This window comes from Obesumbacterium proteus, assembly GCF_001586165.1.
In the GTDB taxonomy this organism is placed as follows: domain Bacteria; phylum Pseudomonadota; class Gammaproteobacteria; order Enterobacterales; family Enterobacteriaceae; genus Hafnia; species Hafnia protea.
Genome location: NZ_CP014608.1, coordinates 2,167,862 through 2,189,635 on the forward strand (window position 1 = coordinate 2,167,862; position 21,774 = coordinate 2,189,635).

At 44.8% G+C, this 21,774-nt stretch carries 16 protein-coding genes, 3 tRNA genes, 1 other RNA gene and 2 pseudogenes; 8 read left to right on the forward strand and 14 right to left on the reverse strand.

Features of this window, described 5'->3' with window-relative positions; genetic code table 11:
* Nucleotides 1-5: 5 nt before the first annotated feature.
* The 6 genes and pseudogenes from xthA to DSM2777_RS10170 all read right to left on the reverse strand — a co-directional run bounded on the left by xthA (nt 6) and on the right by DSM2777_RS10170 (nt 3,451).
* Nucleotides 6-815, reverse strand: a complete 810-nt coding sequence (xthA, locus tag DSM2777_RS10140) for an exodeoxyribonuclease III (RefSeq protein WP_061553873.1) — start codon at nt 813-815, stop codon at nt 6-8.
* A 106-nt stretch (nt 816-921) separates the two neighbouring features.
* Nucleotides 922-1,491 (reverse strand): LOG family protein, encoded by a 570-nt coding sequence (locus DSM2777_RS10145; RefSeq protein WP_061553874.1) that lies wholly within the window; start codon nt 1,489-1,491, stop codon nt 922-924.
* Nucleotides 1,492-1,658: 167 nt separating this feature from the next.
* Nucleotides 1,659-1,786: non-coding RNA, RtT sRNA (locus tag DSM2777_RS10150), on the reverse strand.
* 40 nt (nt 1,787-1,826) lie between these two features.
* A tRNA-Tyr gene (locus DSM2777_RS10155) sits at nt 1,827-1,911 on the reverse strand.
* A gap of 154 nt (nt 1,912-2,065) precedes the next feature.
* Nucleotides 2,066-2,914 (reverse strand): annotated as a pseudogene (purU, locus tag DSM2777_RS10165) (formyltetrahydrofolate deformylase).
* Nucleotides 2,915-2,956: 42 nt separating this feature from the next.
* Nucleotides 2,957-3,451, reverse strand: coding sequence for a YchJ family protein (locus tag DSM2777_RS10170; RefSeq protein WP_061553877.1), 495 nt, complete (start codon nt 3,449-3,451; stop codon nt 2,957-2,959).
* 244 nt (nt 3,452-3,695) lie between these two features.
* On the opposite strand from DSM2777_RS10170, the gene rssB reads away from it, so the two are divergent.
* Both rssB and galU read left to right on the forward strand, forming a co-directional pair.
* Nucleotides 3,696-4,715, forward strand: a complete 1,020-nt coding sequence (gene rssB / locus DSM2777_RS10175; RefSeq protein ID WP_061553878.1) for a two-component system response regulator RssB — start codon at nt 3,696-3,698, stop codon at nt 4,713-4,715.
* Nucleotides 4,716-4,928: 213 nt separating this feature from the next.
* Nucleotides 4,929-5,840, forward strand: a complete 912-nt coding sequence (gene galU / locus DSM2777_RS10180; RefSeq protein ID WP_061553879.1) for a UTP--glucose-1-phosphate uridylyltransferase GalU — start codon at nt 4,929-4,931, stop codon at nt 5,838-5,840.
* Between the two features lie 771 nt (nt 5,841-6,611).
* On the opposite strand, the gene hns is transcribed toward galU, so the two are convergent.
* Complete coding sequence (gene hns, locus DSM2777_RS10185; protein ID WP_046459616.1) at nt 6,612-7,019, reverse strand: histone-like nucleoid-structuring protein H-NS; 408 nt, start codon at nt 7,017-7,019, stop codon at nt 6,612-6,614.
* A gap of 498 nt (nt 7,020-7,517) precedes the next feature.
* Entirely contained in the window at nt 7,518-8,498 is a 981-nt protein-coding gene (locus tag DSM2777_RS10190) for an IS5-like element IS5 family transposase (protein WP_000019402.1), read from the reverse strand.
* 158 nt (nt 8,499-8,656) lie between these two features.
* Here DSM2777_RS10190 and DSM2777_RS10195 point away from each other — a divergent pair, with 158 nt between their 5' ends.
* The 3 genes from DSM2777_RS10195 to tmaR all read left to right on the forward strand — a co-directional run bounded on the left by DSM2777_RS10195 (nt 8,657) and on the right by tmaR (nt 12,043).
* Nucleotides 8,657-9,823 (forward strand): nucleotide sugar dehydrogenase, encoded by a 1,167-nt coding sequence (locus tag DSM2777_RS10195; RefSeq protein ID WP_061553880.1) that lies wholly within the window; start codon nt 8,657-8,659, stop codon nt 9,821-9,823.
* Nucleotides 9,824-10,054: 231 nt separating this feature from the next.
* The gene (gene gndA, locus DSM2777_RS10200) at nt 10,055-11,467 is read left to right on the forward strand and encodes an NADP-dependent phosphogluconate dehydrogenase (RefSeq protein ID WP_061553881.1); all 1,413 of its coding nucleotides are present in this window, start codon (nt 10,055-10,057) and stop codon (nt 11,465-11,467) included.
* 252 nt (nt 11,468-11,719) lie between these two features.
* Nucleotides 11,720-12,043 carry a PTS system regulator TmaR gene (gene tmaR / locus DSM2777_RS10205; protein ID WP_025798203.1) on the forward strand — a complete coding sequence of 108 codons (324 nt, stop codon included), beginning with the start codon at nt 11,720-11,722 and terminating at the stop codon, nt 12,041-12,043.
* A gap of 185 nt (nt 12,044-12,228) precedes the next feature.
* Here the strand turns inward: tmaR and DSM2777_RS10210 are convergent.
* Nucleotides 12,229-12,304, reverse strand: a tRNA-Asn gene (locus DSM2777_RS10210).
* A 175-nt stretch (nt 12,305-12,479) separates the two neighbouring features.
* On the reverse strand, nt 12,480-13,364 hold the full coding sequence (locus DSM2777_RS10215) for an AraC family transcriptional regulator (protein ID WP_061553882.1): 885 nt from the start codon (nt 13,362-13,364) through the stop codon (nt 12,480-12,482).
* Between the two features lie 261 nt (nt 13,365-13,625).
* Between DSM2777_RS10215 and DSM2777_RS10220 the strand changes: the two genes are divergently transcribed.
* On the forward strand, nt 13,626-14,336 hold the full coding sequence (locus DSM2777_RS10220; protein WP_082790873.1) for a dihydrofolate reductase family protein: 711 nt from the start codon (nt 13,626-13,628) through the stop codon (nt 14,334-14,336).
* An 84-nt stretch (nt 14,337-14,420) separates the two neighbouring features.
* Here DSM2777_RS10220 and DSM2777_RS10225 read toward each other — a convergent pair.
* The 3 genes from DSM2777_RS10225 to DSM2777_RS10235 all read right to left on the reverse strand — a co-directional run bounded on the left by DSM2777_RS10225 (nt 14,421) and on the right by DSM2777_RS10235 (nt 17,525).
* A tRNA-Asn gene (locus DSM2777_RS10225) sits at nt 14,421-14,496 on the reverse strand.
* 179 nt (nt 14,497-14,675) lie between these two features.
* On the reverse strand, nt 14,676-16,157 hold the full coding sequence (gene dcuC / locus DSM2777_RS10230; protein WP_061553884.1) for a C4-dicarboxylate transporter DcuC: 1,482 nt from the start codon (nt 16,155-16,157) through the stop codon (nt 14,676-14,678).
* A gap of 180 nt (nt 16,158-16,337) precedes the next feature.
* Nucleotides 16,338-17,525, reverse strand: a complete 1,188-nt coding sequence (locus DSM2777_RS10235) for an ADP-ribosylglycohydrolase family protein (protein WP_061553885.1) — start codon at nt 17,523-17,525, stop codon at nt 16,338-16,340.
* A gap of 478 nt (nt 17,526-18,003) precedes the next feature.
* On the opposite strand from DSM2777_RS10235, the gene DSM2777_RS10240 reads away from it, so the two are divergent.
* Nucleotides 18,004-19,047, forward strand: coding sequence for a LacI family DNA-binding transcriptional regulator (locus DSM2777_RS10240; RefSeq protein ID WP_061553886.1), 1,044 nt, complete (start codon nt 18,004-18,006; stop codon nt 19,045-19,047).
* 352 nt (nt 19,048-19,399) lie between these two features.
* Nucleotides 19,400-20,888: pseudogene (gene pitA / locus DSM2777_RS10245) on the forward strand (inorganic phosphate transporter PitA).
* Between the two features lie 137 nt (nt 20,889-21,025).
* Here the strand turns inward: pitA and DSM2777_RS10250 are convergent.
* Nucleotides 21,026-21,733, reverse strand: a complete 708-nt coding sequence (locus tag DSM2777_RS10250; protein WP_061553887.1) for a dTMP kinase — start codon at nt 21,731-21,733, stop codon at nt 21,026-21,028.
* Nucleotides 21,734-21,774: the final 41 nt, after the last annotated feature.

Here is a 21,774-nt window from a genome sequence, read left to right on the forward strand (position 1 = left end):
TTCTATCACGCCAGCTTAAACTCAGCCCAAATTGGGGCATGATCAGACGGCTTTTCCATGCCGCGAATTTCGTAATCGATACCGGTGTCGATGCATTTTTCAGCGAGCGGTTGGCTTGCCAAAACTAAATCTATGCGCAGTCCGCGGTTGTCATCAAAGCCTTTCGAGCGATAGTCAAACCACGAGAACTGATCGTTGCGTCCAGGGTTGGCTTGGCGATAGGTATCAATGAGCCCCCAGTTTTTCAGGCGATCCATCCATTCACGCTCTTCTGGCAAGAATGAACATTTCCCAGTACGTAACCAGCGCTTACGGTTTTCTTCGCCGATACCAATATCATCATCGGTTGGGCTAATGTTTACGTCACCCATCACGATCACTTGTCCCGCAGGTGTCTGTTCAGACTCAAGATAGTTCTGCAAATCTTGATAGAACTTAGTTTTCGCTGGGAATTTGATAGGGTGGTCACGGCTTTCGCCTTGCGGGAAATAACCGTTGATCACCGTGAGCACGCCGGTCGGCGTTGCAATATCGGCCATGATGATACGACGCTGAGCATCTTCTTCATCGGTCGGAAAGCCTTTGCGTACCGCCAATGGTTTTTCCTTCGTCAGCAAAGCCACGCCGTAATGACCTTTTTGGCCATGATAGAAAATGTGATATCCCAGATGCTCTAAATCAGCCAGTGGGAACATATCATCGTGAACTTTTGTTTCTTGCAGGCCAATCACATCGGGCTGATGTTTTGCGATGATGGCTTCAAGTTGATGTGGACGGGCACGCAGTCCATTGATATTAAAAGAGATAAATTTCATAAGTGCAGGCCATATTGAAGCGTTCTGGTTAACAAAGCGTTGTTAAACAACAGTTGTGAATGAATAGTAGCAGAAAGCCTATCAATTCAAAAATCAGGGGCAGCCACTATGCCCAACGGTTCAAATTATGTGGTTGATAGTGATCGAATTCTTTCAGGATTACCGCAGGATCTTCTAAACAAACGAGCGTATCGACATACTGTTGGCGAACAAAACCCTGTTGGGCGCTGTAGCGTAGAAATTCGATAAGTTTTTGGTAATAGCCTGCAACGTCCATGAGCGCGATCGGCTTATTGTGGTAGCCGATTTGGCTCCACGTCCAGATTTCGAATAATTCTTCTAAGGTTCCTATGCCGCCGGGCAGGGCGATAAACCCATCAGGCAGTTCAGCCATGCGTGCTTTACGGGTATGCATATCGGGAACAATATCCAGCGAGGTTAGGCCGTAGTGCGCGGTTTCCGCTTCCACTAAACGCTGTGGTATGACGCCATGCACTTCGCCACCGGCTTCAAGTACCGCATTGGCTAACACGCCCATGAGCCCTTTACTGCCACCACCATAGATTAACCGACGACCTTGCTGCGCAAGTGTACGGCCGAGCCGTTTAGCTGCATCGGAATAGGCTGGATGAGTGCCTTCACTGGCGCCGCAAAAAACGCAGATATTGTTACGCATGACATACCCTAGTGCTGAAGAGAAAAGCAGTGGTATAGCGGATTGGTGTCAGGAATTCAAGGAGATGATGGAGAACAGAAAATTATATTGAAATCATAATCGAAGATTTTCCCCGTGGGGGATATGCGATTTTTGTATTTGTTTGGGATTGTGAGGCTAAGAAAGGATGGTGGTGGGGGAAGGATGACTCATCGCTGCGCTCTTCGCCCTACAGGCCCTCGCAAGCGACGTTGTTTCGCTGCGCTCAACTCGAACCTTAATCGAAGGTTCTCGACCTTCCCCATGGGGAATATGCGATTTTTGTATTTGTTTGGGATTGTGAAGCTAAGAAAGGATGGTGGTGGGGGAAGGATTCGAACCTTCGAAGTCTGAGACGGCAGATTTACAGTCTGCTCCCTTTGGCCGCTCGGGAACCCCACCAGATTTTTAATCGCTCCGTTATCACCGGAAGCGGGGCGCATAATAACAAATCGCGCCGCGCTGTAAAGCATTGGGAGGTAAAAAATATTTTGTTTGCCGTTTTTTTGCACTTAACGCCTTTTGTGTGAACAAAAAGCAGAGAAAAAACCGTCAATCAGAATATAACTGTACGATTCCCATAAACAAATACTCGCTGTGCCAGCACGCGATAGAGTGCGCGACTAAGCACATTTTTTTCAACGTCGCGCCCCGCTCGCATCATTTCATCGGCGGTATAAGTATGGTCGACGTTAATAACGTCCTGCATGATGATTGGGCCTTCATCCAGATCGTTATTAACGAAGTGCGCGGTTGCACCGATAATTTTCACACCGCGCTCATAGGCTTGGTGATAAGGGCGCGCGCCAATGAAAGCCGGAAGGAAAGAGTGGTGAATATTAATAATTTAGTTTGGGAAGTGGCTGATGAACTCAGGCGTTAATATTCGCATATATTTCGCTAACACCACGTAGTCTGGTGCATGCTTTTTAATTTCAGCCACCATGGCGGCGTCATGTTCTTCACGCGAGATGCCTTCGTGGCTGACCAACGCGAAGGGAATATCAAAACGTTCAACCAGTGATTGCAACGTCGGGTGGTTGCCAATTACCGCCGCAATCTCAACGTCTAAGCCCCCAAAGGCGCTTTTCATCAGTAGGTCGCCAAGGCAGTGTGCTTCTTTGGTGACAAGCACCACAATGCGTTGACGGCCTGATACGGTAAGCTCACGCTCAGAGCCTGAAGGCAGCGCACCATCCAGATCGGCCAGCAGCGTCTCATCGTTGAAAATACCCTCCAGCTCTGTACGCATGAAAAAACGACCGGTGAGATGGTCAACGAATTCATTATTCTGAATGATATTGAGCTGATGCTTGTAGCAAATGTTGGTGATCTTGGCGATGAGTCCCTTGGCATCTGGGCAGATGGTGCGGAGGACTTTGCGCTGAATAACGGGTTGTGACATGTGTTGGTTTCCTGTCTAGATATTTTATTATTGCCGATGACCTTATTGGCCACAGCATTTCTTATATTTTTTGCCGGAACCACATGGGCAGGGATCGTTTCTGCCGACTTGCGGTTTGGTTCCATCCACATAATACCAACGTTGATCCAAACGAATAAAGCGCGAACATTCATGAATCGAATTATTTTGATTCTCGGCATCAGAATGGTAGCGCGCGAAGAATTCAACAAAACCTTCGTCGCTGTTTTTACCACTGGCAGTTTTGACAATCGTTAACCCTAGCCACTCGGTATCCGCAAAACTTTCTTCAATCGCAGCGCGCTGTTTGTCCATTCCGCATTCTGGATGCCAGGTATTCACCAGATAATCGGCGTTACGCATCACATAGGCGGTATAGCGTGAGCGCATCAGTTGTTCGGGAGCTGCGGCTATACGTTGTCCATTAATAATAGGCTCGCAGCATTGGGCAAACATATTGCCGCTTTGACATGGGCAAGGTGAGTGGCTATCAAGCTGTGTGTGTGGTGCAGGGATCATGATGGTCGAACCTTATCGAAAGACGAATTGGGGCTATGGTATCGAATCCTTATCTCAGCCGCTATGAAGGAGTGCGGCTGAGATAATATTCTGAATCGCCCGCTAATAAATAATTGTAACGAATAGACCTTTTAGTTAAATGTGCGTAATAGCGCGCAAAACGCGTCATTCCAGAAATATCTATGCAGCACAAGGCCGCATATTGAGCCAAAATAGAAGGAGCACTAGTGAAAGGAGGTTCTTAATGGCGCTGCCACTGGAAAGTAAGCGAGTAATGATCGTTGAAGACGATCCCGTCTTTCGCTGTGTACTTGCCGGCTACCTCCAATCCCAAGGCGCTTTGGTTCAAGAAGCTGCCAATGGAATCGAGGCCTTAGGTTTTCTGGATGAGTTCACTCCAGACGCAATTCTTTGCGATCTCGCGATGCCAGAAATGGGTGGGATCGAGTTTATTAAACGATTAAGAGAACGGGGTTTTCAAACGCCGGTCGTCGTGATTTCTGCGACCGAAGAAATGGCTGACGTGGCGAATGCGATGCGTCTTGGTGTTCGTGACGTGTTGCTCAAGCCAATAACCGATCTCAGCAGATTGCAAGAAACACTTTTATCCTGCTTTTATCCCGATCTATTCGAATCTCCGGCCTTAGAAAAAGACGAGTTTATCCATGACTGGGAGCTATTAAGCCAAGATCCTGAATATGCGGCGCGTTTACTTAAACAGCTACAACCACCGGTTCAACAAACCATTTGTGGTTGTAAGGTTAATTATCGGCAGCTCACTTCGCTGAATAATTCAGGCTTGGTATTAGATATTGCTCCGTTATCCAGTAAAGATTTGGCCTTCTATTGTTTAGATGTTTCACGGGCGGGTGAAAATGGCATTCTAGCGGCGCTCATGGTGCGGGCAATTTTTAATGGATTACTCCAAGAGCAACTGGCTCACCAAGAGTTGCGTTTGCCCCAAATGTCGACCATTCTTAAACAGGTTAATCAGCTGTTGCGTCAGGCAAACTTGGAAGGGCAGTTTCCATTGCTGGCTGGGTATTATCATGTCCAGCAACAGAACCTCATTCTTGTCTCAGCCGGTTTGCATGCCAAAATTCATGCGGGCGATAATCAGAACCAGCTAAACAGCGGTGTGCCTTTAGGCACTATGGGGTCAATTCATATCAATCAGGTGAGCCAGCGCTGTAGTCATTGGCAAAGCCAAATCTGGGGAGCCGGTGGGCATCTACGTTTAATGCTAACTTCACCGCAGCACTGATTTTTTCAGTTTTATCTGCTTTTTAATTTAATTAGTTAATGAGTTGTTATTAATCTAAACGGTCAGTTGCTTGGAATATCTTCAATCGGCTTGTAATTACTTTGAATTTAATGCGCACAAATTACGAACTGGTATACTCGCGCTGGAAATTAGCATTCATATCCGCCAAGTAAAATGGATATGAACACGGAGCTAAACGATTAGAGAGGTTGTATGTCAACGTCAGTAAGAAAAATCAGAAAAGCGGTTATACCTGTAGCAGGGCTTGGAACACGTATGTTGCCAGCCACCAAAGCCATTCCAAAAGAAATGTTGCCGTTGGTTGATAAGCCACTGATTCAATATGTTGTGAATGAGTGTATTGCCGCAGGGATTAACGAGATTATTCTGGTTACACATTCTTCGAAAAACTCTATCGAAAACCATTTCGACACCAGTTTTGAATTAGAAGCCATGCTGGAAAAACGCGTCAAGCGTCAGCTTCTGGCTGAAGTGCAGTCTATTTGTCCTAAGCATGTCACCATCATGCAAGTTCGTCAGGGGTTAGCGAAAGGCTTAGGCCACGCTATCCTGTGCGCGCATCCACTGGTTGGCGATGAGCCATTTGCCGTTATCCTGCCAGACGTCATTTTGGATGAGTACACTTCTGACCTGAGCAAAGACAATTTGAGCGAAATGCTGTCTCGCTACGAAGCGACAGGCCATAGCCAGATTATGGTTGAGCCAGTGCCGATGGAAGATGTTTCTAATTACGGCGTCGCGGACTGCAGCGGCGTAGAGCTGAAAGCGGGTGAGAGCACTCCGATGAAAGCCGTCGTTGAGAAGCCTGCACGCGATAAGGCACCGTCCAACTTGTCTATTGTAGGCCGTTACGTCCTTTCTCCTGAGATTTGGCCGCTACTGTCTAAAACTCCTCCAGGCGCAGGCGAAGAAATCCAATTAACAGATGCGATTGCGATGTTAATGAAGAAAGAAACCGTTGAGGCTTATCACCTGAAAGGGTTGAGCCATGGCTGTGGGAATAAAATGGGTTACATGCAGGCGTTTGTTGAATATGGCATGCGTCACGCTTCATTAGGTAAAGAATTCACTACGTGGCTGAAGTCGTTAGATTTGAACGATTAAAAACCATTATGTGTAAAGACGTTTCGTAAAGGATGCTTCGGCATCCTTTTTTTATGCGAGTTATCTTAGCATTGTGAGATAACCCAAATATGAATCTCATCAAATAATGACTACACGTGACCCTCGGATTTAAATCTTCTCTCCCTTGCTTTTCAAGCCTTCTAAAGGGATACCATGAAAAGATCAACAGATAAGCCTTTTTTAATAATACTACCTCGGCCGAAGGGATTTATCTTGAATTAAGGCTACACGGGAACAATCCCATACCTTGTTTGTGGTATATACGTGCGAGTAAATCAAAAAAATATTAACTTTGCTGAAGATTGATTATATCAATATAGCCATAGTTACTGTTGTTTATTACTCAGATGTTTACTATCAATTTAAGGTATTTAAAATGCATGGTTATCATCTGCTACCGACCCTACACAGCGATAAGAAATTAATCTAGAAGAGGGAATTACGAAAATGACTACGGCGTGAAAGATAAGTCCTACAGCCATGTAGGAGTGCCAATGTGCATTCACAGAAGAGGATGTGTAGCGCTGACGGCGTTTTCTCATCCATATTGTTACTGCACATCGTATCTTGCTGTAGGCTCACTCGAGGCCAGCTAATCAGGTGGATTTTAAAAACCGAATTTATTTGTGTGCATAGAATGAATGGTTATACGAAAGAGTTTAGAAGCATAAGTCCATTCGCAAATTATGGATAAAAAAATAGCCTCATAAGAGGCTATTTATACAGACTGTCGTAATGTTCAGAAGAGAATTACAGCAGGAAATCGTCCAGAGATTTACCTTGCTCTTCGATAGCTTGCTTAATCACCGCAGGAGTACGGCCTTGGCCGGTCCAGGTTTTAGTTTCGCCATTTTCGTCAACATACTGGTATTTTGCAGGGCGTGCAGCGCGTTTAGCTTTACCCGCTACTTTACCTGCAGCCATGCTTTGCAGCAGTTCATTAGGATCGATACCGTCAGCAATCAGCATTTCGCGGTATTGCTGTAATTTACGAGTACGTTCTTCGATCTCAGCTTGTGCTTGACTATCTTCTTCACGACGTTCGTTTACAACAACTTCCAACTTCTCCAGCATTTCTTCCAGAGTTTCTAAAGTACATTCTCTAGCCTGAGCACGAAGAGTACGGATGTTGTTCAGAATTTTTAATGCTTCGCTCATTGTCCTAATCTCAAATTATATTGGTGGGGGGCGTCTCGATTATAATAGAGTGCCAGTTTATTTAACGCAATAGTGAATTTTGTAAGATTAGCAAAATATTTCGTAATATAAGCAAATAATGCTTCTTTAAACACTATAACGAATATAGCTACTTGTTATTCAGATTACAACATGGAGTTCAAAGCAGCTATAGCACCAAACCGAACTCTATTAAAATATAATCGTATTGACGGCGTTGTTATGTTTCAAGTCGGATATTTTTTGTTGATTAAATCTACAAATCTTTAAGCGAGGTCACACTCCACATTGCAAATATAAGGCAAAAGCTGGTGAGAATTATCGGAAAAACTAGGGAAGGTGCGAATAAGCGGGGAAATTCTTCTCGGCTGACTCAGTCATTTCATTTCTTCATGTTTGAGCCGATTTTTTCTCCCGTAAATGCCTTGAATCAGCCTATTTAGACCGTTTCTTCGCCATTTAAGGCGTTATCCCCAGTTTTTAGTGAGATCTCTCCCACTGACGTATCATTTGGTCCGCCCGAAACAGGTTGGCCAGCGTGAATAACATCGCCAGTTGGTTATCGTTTTTCAGCAACCCCTTGTATCTGGCTTTCACGAAGCCGAACTGTCGCTTGATGATGCGAAATGGGTGCTCCACCTTGGCCCGGATGCTGGCTTTCATGTATTCGATGTTGATGGCCGTTTTGTTCTTGCGTGGATGCTGTTTCAAGGTTCTTACCTTGCCGGGGCGCTCGGCGATCAGCCAGTCCACATCCACCTCGGCCAGCTCCTCGCGCTGTGGCGCCCCTTGGTAGCCGGCATCGGCTGAGACAAATTGCTCCTCTCCATGCAGCAGATTACCCAGCTGATTGAGGTCATGCTCGTTGGCCGCGGTGGTGACTAGGCTGTGGGTCAGGCCACTCTTGGCATCGACACCAATGTGGGCCTTCATGCCAAAGTGCCACTGATTGCCTTTCTTGGTCTGATGCATCTCCGGATCGCGTTGCTGCTCTTTGTTCTTGGTCGAGCTGGGTGCCTCAATGATGGTGGCATCGACCAAGGTGCCTTGAGTCATCATGACGCCTGCTTCGGCCAGCCAGCGATTGATGGTCTTGAACAATTGGCGGGCCAGTTGATGCTGCTCCAGCAGGTGGCGGAAATTCATGATGGTGGTGCGATCCGGCAAGGCGCTATCCAGGGATAACCGGGCAAACAGACGCATGGAGGCGATTTCGTACAGAGCATCTTCCATCGCGCCATCGCTCAGGTTGTACCAATGCTGCATGCAGTGAATGCGTAGCATGGTTTCCAGCGGATAAGGTCGCCGGCCATTACCAGCCTTGGGGTAAAACGGCTCGATGACTTCCACCATGTTTTGCCATGGCAGAATCTGCTCCATGCGGGACAAGAAAATCTCTTTTCTGGTCTGACGGCGCTTACTGCTGAATTCACTGTCGGCGAAGGTAAGTTGATGACTCATGATGAACCCTGTTCTATGGCTCCAGATGACAAACATGATCTCATATCAGGGACTTGTTCGCACCTTCCTTAGCAACGAATTGATATTTGCATCTATTCATGACTGTATGCAACGGGGTAGAGTATGCACAATCTCTCTACTCTGTCGTATAGGCAAAGATGAAAATAGCAATCAGCGGTACAGGCTATGTTGGGCTGTCGAACGGTGTTTTGATCTCTCAGCATCATGAGGTTGTTGCCTTAGATATTATCGAGTCAAAAGTTAATTTGTTAAATCAGAAAAAATCGCCAATTTCTGATTCTGATATCGAAAACTATCTGATCAACAAGCCTCTCAACTTCCGTGCAACCATCGATAAAAAAGATGCATATGTAGGCGCTGATTTTGTCATTATTGCAACGCCGACGGATTACGATCCTAAAACCAACTATTTCAACACCACATCGGTTGAGTCTGTCATTAAAGATGTATTGGCAATAAATCCTGCTGCGGTAATGGTGATTAAGTCAACGGTACCTGTTGGTTACACTCAGAAGATTCGTGAAGAGTTTGGTATTGATAACATTTTCTTCTCGCCTGAGTTTTTACGTGAAGGGCGGGCGCTATACGATAATCTTTACCCATCAAGAATTGTGATTGGTGAACGTTCAGAGCGGGCAGAGAAATTCGCCGCACTGCTAGTTGAAGGCGCAATCAAAGAAGATATTCAGGTGCTTTTCACTGACTCCACTGAAGCGGAGGCTATTAAGCTATTTGCCAATACCTATTTGGCTATGCGTGTGGCTTACTTTAATGAGCTGGATAGCTATGCTGAAGCGCTTGGTTTGAACACGCGTCAGATTATTGACGGGGTTTGTTTAGATCCGCGTATTGGCAATCACTATAATAATCCGTCATTTGGCTATGGTGGCTATTGCTTGCCTAAAGATACCAAGCAGCTACTCGCTAACTATTCATCGGTACCGAATAATCTCATCGGCGCCATCGTTGATGCGAACCGTACACGCAAAGATTTTATTGCCGAATCCATATTGTCGCACCAGCCTAAAACGGTAGGCATTTATCGTTTGATCATGAAGAGCGGTTCAGATAATTTCCGGGCGTCGTCGATTCAAGGGATTATGAAGCGTATTAAGGCTAAAGGCGTTGAGGTAGTGATCTATGAGCCGGTGATGGAAGAAGATAGCTTCTTTAACTCGCCAGTGATGCGCGATCTGGATGCATTTAAAGCCCGCTCTGACATTATTATCTCTAACCGCATGGACGAACAGTTGATGGATGTGGCGGATAAAGTCTATACCCGTGACCTTTTCGGTGGCGATTAATCCTTTGTGAGCACTGTAATTTCGTGAACTAAATGTAAAAGCCCGCTTGCGGGCTTTTTTTATATTTTAAACTCCCAGTTTTAGCAAACGTATGCGTACACCTTCTGAACGCTTGAAACATCTATCGCATCAATCGCTATCCCATTAACTGCAAGCTGAGTTAACATAGCTGCCACACATGTGCTGTGAGGAGAGTCCTCGCAGGTATCATCCCTTAGACAGGAGTTTCCAATGTCCAAACAACAGATCGGCGTTGTCGGTATGGCAGTGATGGGGCGCAACCTCGCGCTCAACATCGAAAGCCGCGGTTATACCGTATCCATCTTTAACCGTTCCACGGACAAGACCGACGAAGTCGTTGCTGAGAACCCGGGCAAGAATTTAGTACCTTATTACACGGTACAGGAATTCGTTGAATCCCTTGAGAAGCCTCGTCGTATCCTGTTGATGGTGAAGGCTGGTGAAGCTACCGATAAGACTATCGATTCTCTGAAGCCTTATCTGGAAAAAGGCGACATTCTGATCGATGGCGGTAATACCTTCTTCCAAGATACTATTCGTCGTAACCGTGAACTGTCTGCCGAAGGTTTTAACTTCATTGGCACCGGTGTTTCTGGTGGTGAAGAAGGTGCACTGAAAGGCCCATCTATCATGCCTGGTGGTCAGAAGCATGCCTATGAACTGGTTGCTCCTATCCTGAAGAAAATTGCAGCGGTTGCAGAAGACGGTGAAGCATGCGTAACCTACATCGGTTCTGATGGTGCTGGTCACTATGTGAAAATGGTTCACAACGGTATCGAATACGGTGATATGCAGCTGATTGCTGAAGCGTATTCTCTGCTGAAACACGGCTTGAATTTGTCTAACGATGAACTGGCAACGACCTTTACCGAATGGAATAAAGGCGAGCTGAACAGCTACCTAATCGACATCACCAAAGATATCTTCACCAAAAAAGATGAAGAAGGTAAATATCTGGTTGATGTGATCCTAGACGAAGCCGCTAATAAAGGCACCGGTAAATGGACCAGCCAGAGCTCTCTGGATTTGGGCGAACCGTTGTCGCTGATCACCGAATCAGTGTTTGCACGCTACATCTCCTCGTTGAAAGATCAGCGCGTTGCAGCATCCAAAGTACTATCTGGGCCGAAAGCTCAGGTATTTAGCGGTGATAAAGCAGAATTCGTCGAGAAAGTTCGTCGCGCACTGTACCTTGGCAAAATCGTTTCTTACGCGCAGGGCTTCTCTCAGCTGCGTGCAGCATCAGAAGAATACAGCTGGGATCTGAACTACGGTGAGATCGCTAAAATTTTCCGTGCGGGCTGCATTATTCGTGCTCAGTTCCTGCAGAAAATCACTGATGCTTATGCGCAGGATGCCTCAATTGCAAACCTGCTGCTGGCTCCGTACTTCAAGAAAGTTGCTGATGAATATCAGCAAGCACTGCGTGACGTCGTGTCCTACGCTGTACAGAACGGTATCCCAACGCCAACTTTCTCTGCGGCGATTTCCTACTACGATAGCTATCGCTCAGCAGTGCTGCCGGCTAATCTGATTCAGGCTCAGCGCGACTACTTTGGTGCGCACACCTACAAGCGCACTGATAAAGAAGGTGTATTCCACACTGAGTGGTTGCAAGACTAATATTCTGCGCATCTAAATGTAGAAACCAAGATCCGGGCTTGCCCGGATTTTTTTCGTTCAAGATCGATGCATTTGCGCGAAATTGCAGCATTTAGTCATCTTTATTCACTGTTCGAGGTGTTTTTATCATGTTGCCGAGTAGCTAAACTGGGTAATATAAGAATAGTGAGAGGCTATACCTCGAAGCCGTGAAACGGTATCTTGTTAGTCACAGCCTGATTTGAAGTTTTCTACTTAAGCAAAGGTATCAAGATGGAAAATGTGAATAAGCCGACTTTCCAAAACGTTCTGGAATTTGTGCGTATGTTCCGCCGTAAAAATAAGCTGCAGCGCGAAATCGTGGATAATGAGAAAAAAATCCGTGATAACCAGAAACGCGTATTGCTGTTAGACAATCTGAGCGAATATATCAAGCCAGGTATGAGTGTTGAAGCGATTCAGGCGATTATTGCCGATATGCGTGGCAACTACGAAGATCGTGTTGATGACTACATCATCAAGAACGCCGACCTGTCTAAAGAGCGTCGTGAGCTTTCTAAGAAGCTTAAAGCGTTAGGCGAAGGCGAAGCTAAATAAGATCCTATCTCACAGGCAGGGCATCTCGCTCTGCCTGCACTCCAAATGCTGGTAACCCCTTCAAACCACGGTCACCAAATCTTGTTCGCGTCGAAGACTCATTCTGCGTATGGGTTCTGTTAATAAAATTTCGTTCGATGAAAAGCAAAAAACCCGCTTAGTTTCCTAAGCAGGTTTCTTAAATATGGCTCCTCTGACTGGACTCGAACCAGTGACATACGGATTAACAGTCCGCCGTTCTACCGACTGAACTACAGAGGAATCGTTTGAACGAGGCGAATATTAGCGAGCTTGCCCTACCTTGTAAAGCGCAAAAACAAATATCCGAATCGTTTGTTTAGCAAATCAGCAAAATGTTGTTTTTTTAGCAGGTTGTCGCATGTTTTTTGCCAAAATTGCGGTTTAACTGCAATACCGCTGCAACGGTTGCACGGCGCTAAACACTGACGATACGCATTCGATCAATATCACGCTGTGGAGGATTGCCAAATTCTCGCTTGTACTCACGGTTGAACTGGGATGCGCTTTCGTATCCGACCTGAAACGCAGCCGTAGTACCATCAATGTTTTCAACGAGCATCAGCCGTTGAGCTTCATATAGGCGTAGGCATTTTTGGAATTGCAGAGGACTAAACGAGGTGACTTTACGAAAATGGCGGTGGAAGGTGGAAACCGACATATGCGCTAGGTTGGCGAGTTGATCAATATCCAGCGGGGCGAGAAAGTTATCTCGCAGCCAACTGACAGATTTTGCCACTCTCTGGTTATGAGAGCCTTCGGTCGCAAGAGCGCGTAAATATTCCCCCATCTCTCCAATGAGCAGGTAATAGTGGATTTCGCGTATGATCAAAGGGGCAAGCACCTCGATGTGCTGCGGCGTATTTAACAGATGAATTAGTCTCAAAAAGGCATCGGCTATCTCTGGTGTAGACGGAATGACACAAATTCCCTTATGTGAATTACATGGGTTGATTGTTCCCATATTTACCGATATCTCAGTAATTAATGGCAAGTCCAAAATAAGATCGATGCAGAGAAAAGGGGCATCAACCGCAACCTTAATATCATTAATGATGCAGGGGGCATCGATGCCAGTGACCATAATCTGGCCTTCACCATACTCCAGCCGTTCATTGCCGGTCAGTGATTCCATCTGTCCTTGCACAATAAACTCAATCACTGGCTGGTATATGCAGCTTTCATCGCGTGCAGCGCGGTCGCGTCGGATGAGCTCAAGCCCATTAATTGATGAACTCGTTTTGCCTGTAGCAGGAAGTAAATCTTGCAGTCGTTGTTTTAAGTGGCCGTAAATTGTTTTCATCACATTAGTTGCACGAAAATATTTCAAGTGTTCAGCATAAAGGCGACTGATTCGGAATACAAATGCTCTGCCTATGAGGTGAGAGAATTGGGCAATGATTTGCCTGTATCGGGCATTACATTCTCAATGCCGAACGATAGTATTTCTCTTCGTTGAAAGCGCTTGTATCAGTCGATATTGAGCCTTTATATGGGACCGGGTGCTGAGCAAACAGAAAATCAGCGAGTCACCTGCGTGCTATTATTATGAAATTAGGAACGCATGATGAAACCACAAATTACTGTTCATATGGAAGCTACCGTCGATGGTCGTTTGGTGACTACGCGTTATAGCCAGCCATTTAACGGCAAGACCACAGATGAAGTTTTAGATATCTATTTCCGCGTGGCTGAACAGGTAGGTGGGGAAGCGACTATTCTTGGCCGAGTAACTTTGCAAGAATTTCTGACATTGGGCAGTTTTGAGCATCATGGCGAAGCGCCAACGCAAAGTCATGAAAATTACAATGCTCCACGTTCAGATAAACGGATTTTCATTGTTACCGATCCAAACGGAAAAGTGATGTATGAAAAGAACTCCGACTATCATTTTATAGCTTTGCTGAATAAGCAGGTTTCTGACCGTTACCTAGCGCATCTGCGTGAATGCAATGTTTCTTGGGTTTTTGCTGGCGCTGATGGCCAAGATATGGCGAAGGCAATGGATGTGCTCGGTTGTGATTTCGGCTTTACGCATCTGCGCTTGGAAGGGGGAGGAACGATAAACGGTACTTTCCTAAAAGCAGGTCTGCTGGATGCTTTGAGTCTGCTTATTTACCCAGGCATTGATGGTCTTTCTGGCGTGTCATCTATTTTTGAATATCGTGGAAAAGCTGACGAACTCCCAGCTGCAGGTCAGGCGCTGGAGCTTAAATCAGTGGAAACCCTTCAGGATGGGATGGTGTGGATGCAATATAAGTTCCACAAGATTTAATTTGTTACGCTTATGCAAAATGAGGTTTCAAGCCTAGAAATAAAAAACGCCTCGCATTTCTTTCGAAATGCAAGGCGTTAAATTTGGCTCCTCTGACTGGACTCGAACCAGTGACATACGGATTAACAGTCCGCCGTTCTACCGACTGAACTACAGAGGAATCGTTTGAACGAGGCGAATATTAGCGATCTGTCAGAGTGCTGTAAAGTGTTAAAGTTGAAAAAAAATTTGTTTGCTTAACTTACGTTCATCTTGTTGATATTTTGACTGTTTTGAATGACTGGCGTGGTTAGGGCTTCCAATGTCCGTTTTCGGAAGCCCCTAGAACCAAAGAAGCGGTTAAGCAATAAAATACGTGATAACTAGCGAAAGAGCATAGCCGCAAGCAAGCTGAACCGCGTTACGCTTAATCAAATCATAAGGCTTGAGGCCAACTAAGCCTGAAACGGCGATAATGAAACCTGCAATTGGCGAGAAAGCACGGCCGAAACCCGCTGAGTAATACATTGAAAGCAGAACCTTTGTTGCAGATACGCCACCCGCTTTAGCCATTTCAGCTGCAAATGGTGCAAAAGCATTAAAGGTCGATGAGCTGCCTAAAATCACGATGCTGACAAAGATAAAGAATGAGAAGAATGCCACCATCATTAATTCTGTATGAGCGCCTGCCGGTAGCGAAGAGAATAAGATATTCACAAAGCCGATTTTAATCAGGCCTTCAGCCAATACCTGTGCGCATAACATTATGGATACAATAGAACTTAATGAGGTACCCATTTGTTCGAACAAGAATTTAATCTGATTTGCTGACTCTTTGATGTTACGGTTGCGGATAAATTCACAGGAAAAAGCAAGGAAAAACGAAATTAACAAAGCAGAAATAATGTCGATGTTAACATGGTAGGCTGGTGGTAAAAAATCTTGCATCAACTGTGAACCGCAGAATAATAAAACTAATGGCAGCACAGGGAAAAATGCATAGAACAATGGTTTTGGTGGCATCTCTTTGTTGTCGAATGCGTAATCTTCCTCATTATTAACGTTTTTCTTCTCTTTTTCATCCCAATATTTTTGCATGATCATGTGCAGAATACCAATGAATGGGAAGACAACAATCACCATCGGTAGTTGAACTTTCAAAAATAACGAGAATAAATCATGATTTGCAAGTTGGGATATTAAAATAGTACCGACCTCAGCTGGGCCGTAGTTAATACAGATACTGGCAATAACAGCGGCTACCGCACCTTTACTACAACCAATAGATCGCAGAATAGGATACAGCGTTGACATCAGTAGCAACGATAGTCCCGACGGGCTGGTAATGAAGATCGCTAAAATTTGAATCAGAACAAAACAGCTGCCTAATACAATATACTTTGATTTTAAAACACCTAAAGGTTTTACTGAAATTTCTACCAGTTTTTGTGATGCCCCGATTTCCTGCATATAGCGGGAAAACCCTGCAATGATCATGATAATCAGACCAAGGCCGCTCATATTTGTGGCAAAGATAGATTTCATGGAGCCGAAGATATCGATGAGCCTAGAGCCTGATGTTTCTTTGACTAAAGGAGCCCCCGGAAGCATGAAAGCGACTATCAGCAGTAGAGCAATGCCACCAATTAAGATGATAGCCTGCGGGTAGATATCATCTAAAATTCCCTTAGCAATAAGGGCGACTACTACAACAGAAACAGATAAACAAAATGCGCTAATGCCAAAACCAAAATATATTGCGGCTAATATAATAGGTATGCCTAGTGTGAGCATATATATGCTCTTGTAATTTGGTTTCTTGTAATCATTCGCCATAGTCATTTATTATTCTCCTATGAAAATCTACTGGTGCTGCGGCCAGATAAATCGAACTGTCATTTCCTATGAAAGTTTAATATTGCCTTGTTAATAAAGCCTTCAAGGTAATGTTATTTAATGATTCCTGACCGAGCACACAGGATTATCTGCAGTTTGAAAAACTGAGAAATCGTTTATTTATTATTATTTAGATAAGGCTAAGGCAAGATTTTTTCTTGCTGTTGTTTTTTCAATGTCGCGTTGAGAATCTTTATTCTGAATATCAATCACGGTATCCGTGAAAGTATCGGCAGTTATAAATAGATCGAATTTATTAACACGATTAAGCTGTGAGGCTATTGCTTGATCGATAACGTCCTCGCCCTGAAGTGCGCCTAAAATAGCGCCAGTCATCACACCAATAGAATCGGTGTCACGACCTGAGTTAATTCCATCCTGAATCGTTTTGTAGAAGTCACCTTCGTTAATAACGGCAAAACCAAGGGCGATAGGAAGTTCTTCAATTGAATTGAGACGTGAAGGACAATATGCATCGGTAGCGCGACCCGCTTTTTGCACTGAGTGTACAACATCGTCGCCCATTGGGGAGTATTTACCAATGATATTGTGGAATTCTTCTACAATGTCCGTGTACTCCGCGCCTTTTAAACGACGGGCTGCATCAACAATTTCAATAATTGCTTTTTGGGTGCCATCTTTGGCAACCGCAATCGCTTCTTGGATAACTTTATCAAGCGTCGTCCCTGGTACAAATGCTGCTGCAACGGCGGCAGCAAGCACGCCTGCGGCTTCTAAGCCAAAACTTTGCTGGTGGCCAGAGGCGAAAGCAATAGCCTCATCATAGGCTGCTTTTGGGTCGCAAGCGTTAATGGCACCAATAGGGGCAATGTACATCGCCGCACCGCAGTTGACCATGTTACCAACGCCACCAAGACGAGGATCGCAAGCAGAGAGCTGATGACGCTGGAAAATCCATTTTTCTGGATAAAATAGCCGTTCAATCAACATGGCTTCGCGCTGCAATTCTGGAACCCAGCGAGGTGTCCAAGCAATTTCGCGCACCATTCCTGCGGCCATGTCCCATGCATCCAAATGACGTTGGGTATCGTTGTATATAGACATCAAGCACATTGTCATCAACGTATCATCAGTAATGATCCCACCTCCGCGTACACGCCCATTTCGAGCGGTAGAGCTTTGCCCCATACGATGCCACTCCATATCAATGGACGTTACTCGACCGTAGCGCTCGCTGATTTCTGCTGCCGAAAGTTTTTCCACGGTTGCACCAATGGCATCACCATAAGCAACGCCAAACATCATTGCACGGATGCGGCCGTTTAAAGAGAGACTACCAACTGTTGTCGTCATTTCTAAGAGTCCTTTGGTTGCGAGTAAATATGCATAGTGAGTTAATAATTTTGTTTATGAATGAGCATCAATTTTCATGGGTTTATTCGCTGAGATAAGAACGTAAAATTTTCATCAGTTAGTCATGGTAACGTTCTCATTTAAAGGCATGTTAAAGAGAGAAATATCCCGTTTAGCTATCAATGAGAACGTTCTCATTTTGGGCTCAGAAAAAAGCCGAAAAGGTAAATCATGAATGATGAAACGTGAGTGTTTAAAATTATGGTCATTGGTATCTCTCTCTCCCGTTCTAATCGACTGTTATGCCGATCTCCTGTAAATTTACCGAGACGCTACTCCTGCCAAATTGCGCTTTCAAGCGCTTTTTTTCATCAAAATTGCAGTGAGTGGTGCCGATCACAAATTTAATCGACTTGCATATGATAACGTTCCCATAATGTTTTAATGCATTTGTGTAACTGATGAAAAGGAGGGGTAGTTGAAGGGAGTAGCGCAGCGAAGAGCAACGATTGTTGATGTGGCAAAACAAGCGAACGTCTCGAAAAGTACGGTGGCCAGAGTTTTAGAAGGGAAAATTAACGTTTCGGATGATGCACGAGCGCGTGTGCTGAAAGCTGTTGCTGCATTAGGCTATGAGCGTAATCGGCTTGCGGTAGGGATGCGTTCTGGGCGTACAGGATTGCTGGCGATAGTTATTCCCGATATAACCAACCCTTTCTGGGCTGAGGTAACGCGAGGCGCGCAAGATCAGGCCATCAAGAAAGGGTTTTCGCTGCTGGTTTTTTCATCTGACTGGGATGTTGCAAAGGAAGCTGCGCACCTGCAGGCGATACGTCAGGCCCGCGTTGATGGAGCGATTATCAACCCCGTCGCAGATAATTTCGATTCGATTGATTTTTTTGGTATGCCGTTGGTTTTTCTCGGCTCAAGCGCTGAGCGTTTTCCTGAAATTTCCAGTGTGGGTTCTGATATTAAACAAGGTGTTAATCTAGGGCTTCAAGCGTTTGCAGAAAGAGGGCATGCTTTGCCGTCATTAATCATGGGACCGAGATCGCGTTTGGCAAGAATTCGTTTCTTGCGTGCGGTTACTGACTATTGCATCGCTCGTGATATGGATCCTGAACTTGTTACTATTGAAGACGCTGATTATACGGTCGAAGGCGGATTCCAAGCGATGAGTCGTCTACTTGAATTGAACGCTAGAAAGGAAAAGCACCGAGCTGTTTTTGCAGCCAATGACTTGATGGCGCTAGGTGCAATGATGGCGGTGCGTAAGGCTGGCTTACGCTGCAATGAAGATGTCTCCATTCTTGGGTTCGATGGTATCCCTGCAGGAATGTTTTCAATGCCAGGTTTAACCACGATTAAGAAACCTAGCCGCCAAATTGGCGAGACTGCGATGGTATGCTTACTTGATGAAATAGAAGGACATTCCGAACATGGTAGAATCCATTTGCCGTGCCAACTCATTGAGAGAGATTCGGTAGCTGATTTGTATCGGCAAAATGAGATTAATAGATGATTGACCGCTGAATGGCCGTTAATCAGTATTATCGGTTAATCAAATATGCCTAATGCGACACCTCCGAAGGAAATTAGAGAGAATGTCGCAATGAAAGTATTATTTTTTTTTTGCAAAATATAATTTTTGAATTTTTTAAAATAAAAAATAGAAATAAAGTATAAATCCATCAATGTAAGTTGAGACGTAAAATAATAGTGATAAATTATTCCTTGTAATTAAATGTGTTAACTAAATGCTTGTATCGAAATAGTGAGTGTTTATTGATAAAAATAGACATTTCACTTTTCCATACCGATAAAGTCACTGATAATAACGACAGTCGTTTTCTCAAGTTGGCGCAATATCCCATATGCTAAATTTATTTTCTGGTTTGGATTTATATACCGAGCTTGTGTTATTTCTTGCTCTGATTTTTGTATTGTTTTATGAGGCAATTAACGGGTTTCATGATACCGCGAACGCGGTAGCAACCGTTATCTATACCCGCGCTATGCGTCCGAATTTGGCTGTTATTATGGCAGCTATTTTCAACTTTTTTGGCGTTCTTCTGGGGGGGGTTAAGTGTTGCTTATGCCATCGTTCATATGCTACCAACAGATTTACTGCTTAATATGGGATCTTCGCATGGCCTTGCCATGGTGTTTTCTATGTTATTAGCGGCGATTATTTGGAATCTGGGTACTTGGTATTTCGGCTTACCTGCATCCAGTTCTCATACTCTAATAGGGGCGATTATTGGTATAGGTTTAACTAATGCAATTATGACTGGTACATCAGTAATAGATGCACTGAATATACCGAAGGTAATAGATATTTTTGCCTCTCTAATCGTTTCCCCAATTGTGGGCTTAGTATGCGCCGGTAGCTTGCTTTTCTTGTTACTCCGATATTGGAGCGGAACTAAAAAGCGTGCCCGTATCCATCGAGTTCCTGTCGAGCGAAAAAAGAAGGGGGGCAAGAAAAAACCCCCGTTTTGGACACGCATCGCTCTAATCCTTTCTGCTGCTGGTGTGGCGTTCTCTCATGGTGCGAATGATGGTCAGAAGGGAATCGGTCTGATTATGCTCGTGCTTGTTGGGATTGCACCTGCAGGTTTTGCAGTGAATATGAATGCTTCAGGCTATGAGATTACTCGGACTCGTGATGCTATCGGTAATCTTGCGACTTATTTCCAGCAACACCCGGAGCTGCTGAAGTTAATTGCCGATGCAGCGCAGCCGATTCCGTCAGGCGCAGATCTTGCAGAATTTCATTGCCACCCTGCAAACACGATAGATGCGCTGAGCCGAGTAAAAGCGATGTTGTCCGGTGATATGGACAACTATAGCAAATTGAGCATGACACAGCGTAGCCAGCTGCGTCGGATCATGCTGTGTATCTCTGATACCACCGAGAATGTGGCAAAATTGGCAAGCGTAGGTAGTGATGACCGACAATTACTAAAGAAACTAAGAACAGACATGCTGAATACCATTGAGTATGCGCCGATCTGGATCATTATGGCTGTTGCGCTGGCACTAGGGATTGGCACTATGATCGGATGGAAACGTGTGGCAACGACCATTGGCGAAAAGATTGGCAAGCAGGGAATGACCTATGCTCAAGGGATGTCGGCACAAATTACTGCAGCGGTTTCTATTGGTCTTGCTAGCTATGTAGGTATGCCAGTTTCTACTACTCATGTCCTATCTTCTGCAGTAGCGGGAACGATGATAGTTGATGGTGGGGGATTACAGCGAAAAACAGTGATCAATATTTTGATGGCTTGGGTATTCACTTTACCCGCTGCGATTCTTTTGTCTGGGACATTATTCTGGATTGCGTTGCAGTTTACCTAAGCAATCGGCAGGCAGAGTAGTCAGAAACGCAGTTTTGTACGTAGCCATGCAGGTTTCTATAAGCAAACGCCCAGTTCAAATGACTGGGCGTTGTTGCGTAAACGTTCATGTGCTGATGAGGACTAACAATCGATTAGTTATCTGTTTGTATATTTGCTATAGCCACAATTTTCCATAAAGCTTGTAATTGCTTTCTCTGCATCAATCAGTACTTCATCAAGCGGTTTATTCGCATCAATATCAATAAGCTGAGAACCATCAAACGTCAGCTGTGGTGTTATGGCGATTTTCTTTGCTAGGGCTTCTCTGCGGTGATCTGGCTTACGACTACAGGCAACATCAAGATCAACGTTGAGCTTAATCACTAAATCGGGTTTATGGCCCGCCATCCAGTGAAATGATGAGCGCTCCAGACCCGCTAGCCATAAAACAAAGCGACTACCTGTGACATTGGCTGGGAATACAGTGCCGTCATAAGCGCCTGGAATTTGTATCTGAGGGTAACGATCTGCTAAAACAATTAAACCACGCCGGTGGCATGCTAGCATGTGACGAAAACGCAATAGTCGACGGATAACAAAAGACATAATGACTAAGGCAGGAATTGGTCCTGGAAGTTTTTTGGCGCTTTTGACCTTATTGTGTTTAATCGTTTTGTTTAGTGCATGCCCCATCAATGGCAGTTTTATAACAGCACGTTCTACATTCCCAGCTTGTTTTCCTAAATGTACTTTTACTGCCGGTCCATATTTTTGAACACAGTTAATTAGGTGCTCACAAACTGTCGACTTTCCAGAACCATCACTGCCAATAATAGCTATGATAGGGGTATTTATTGACTGCATAAATGCATCCTGTATTTAAATTTCCGGATGGAATGTTTTGT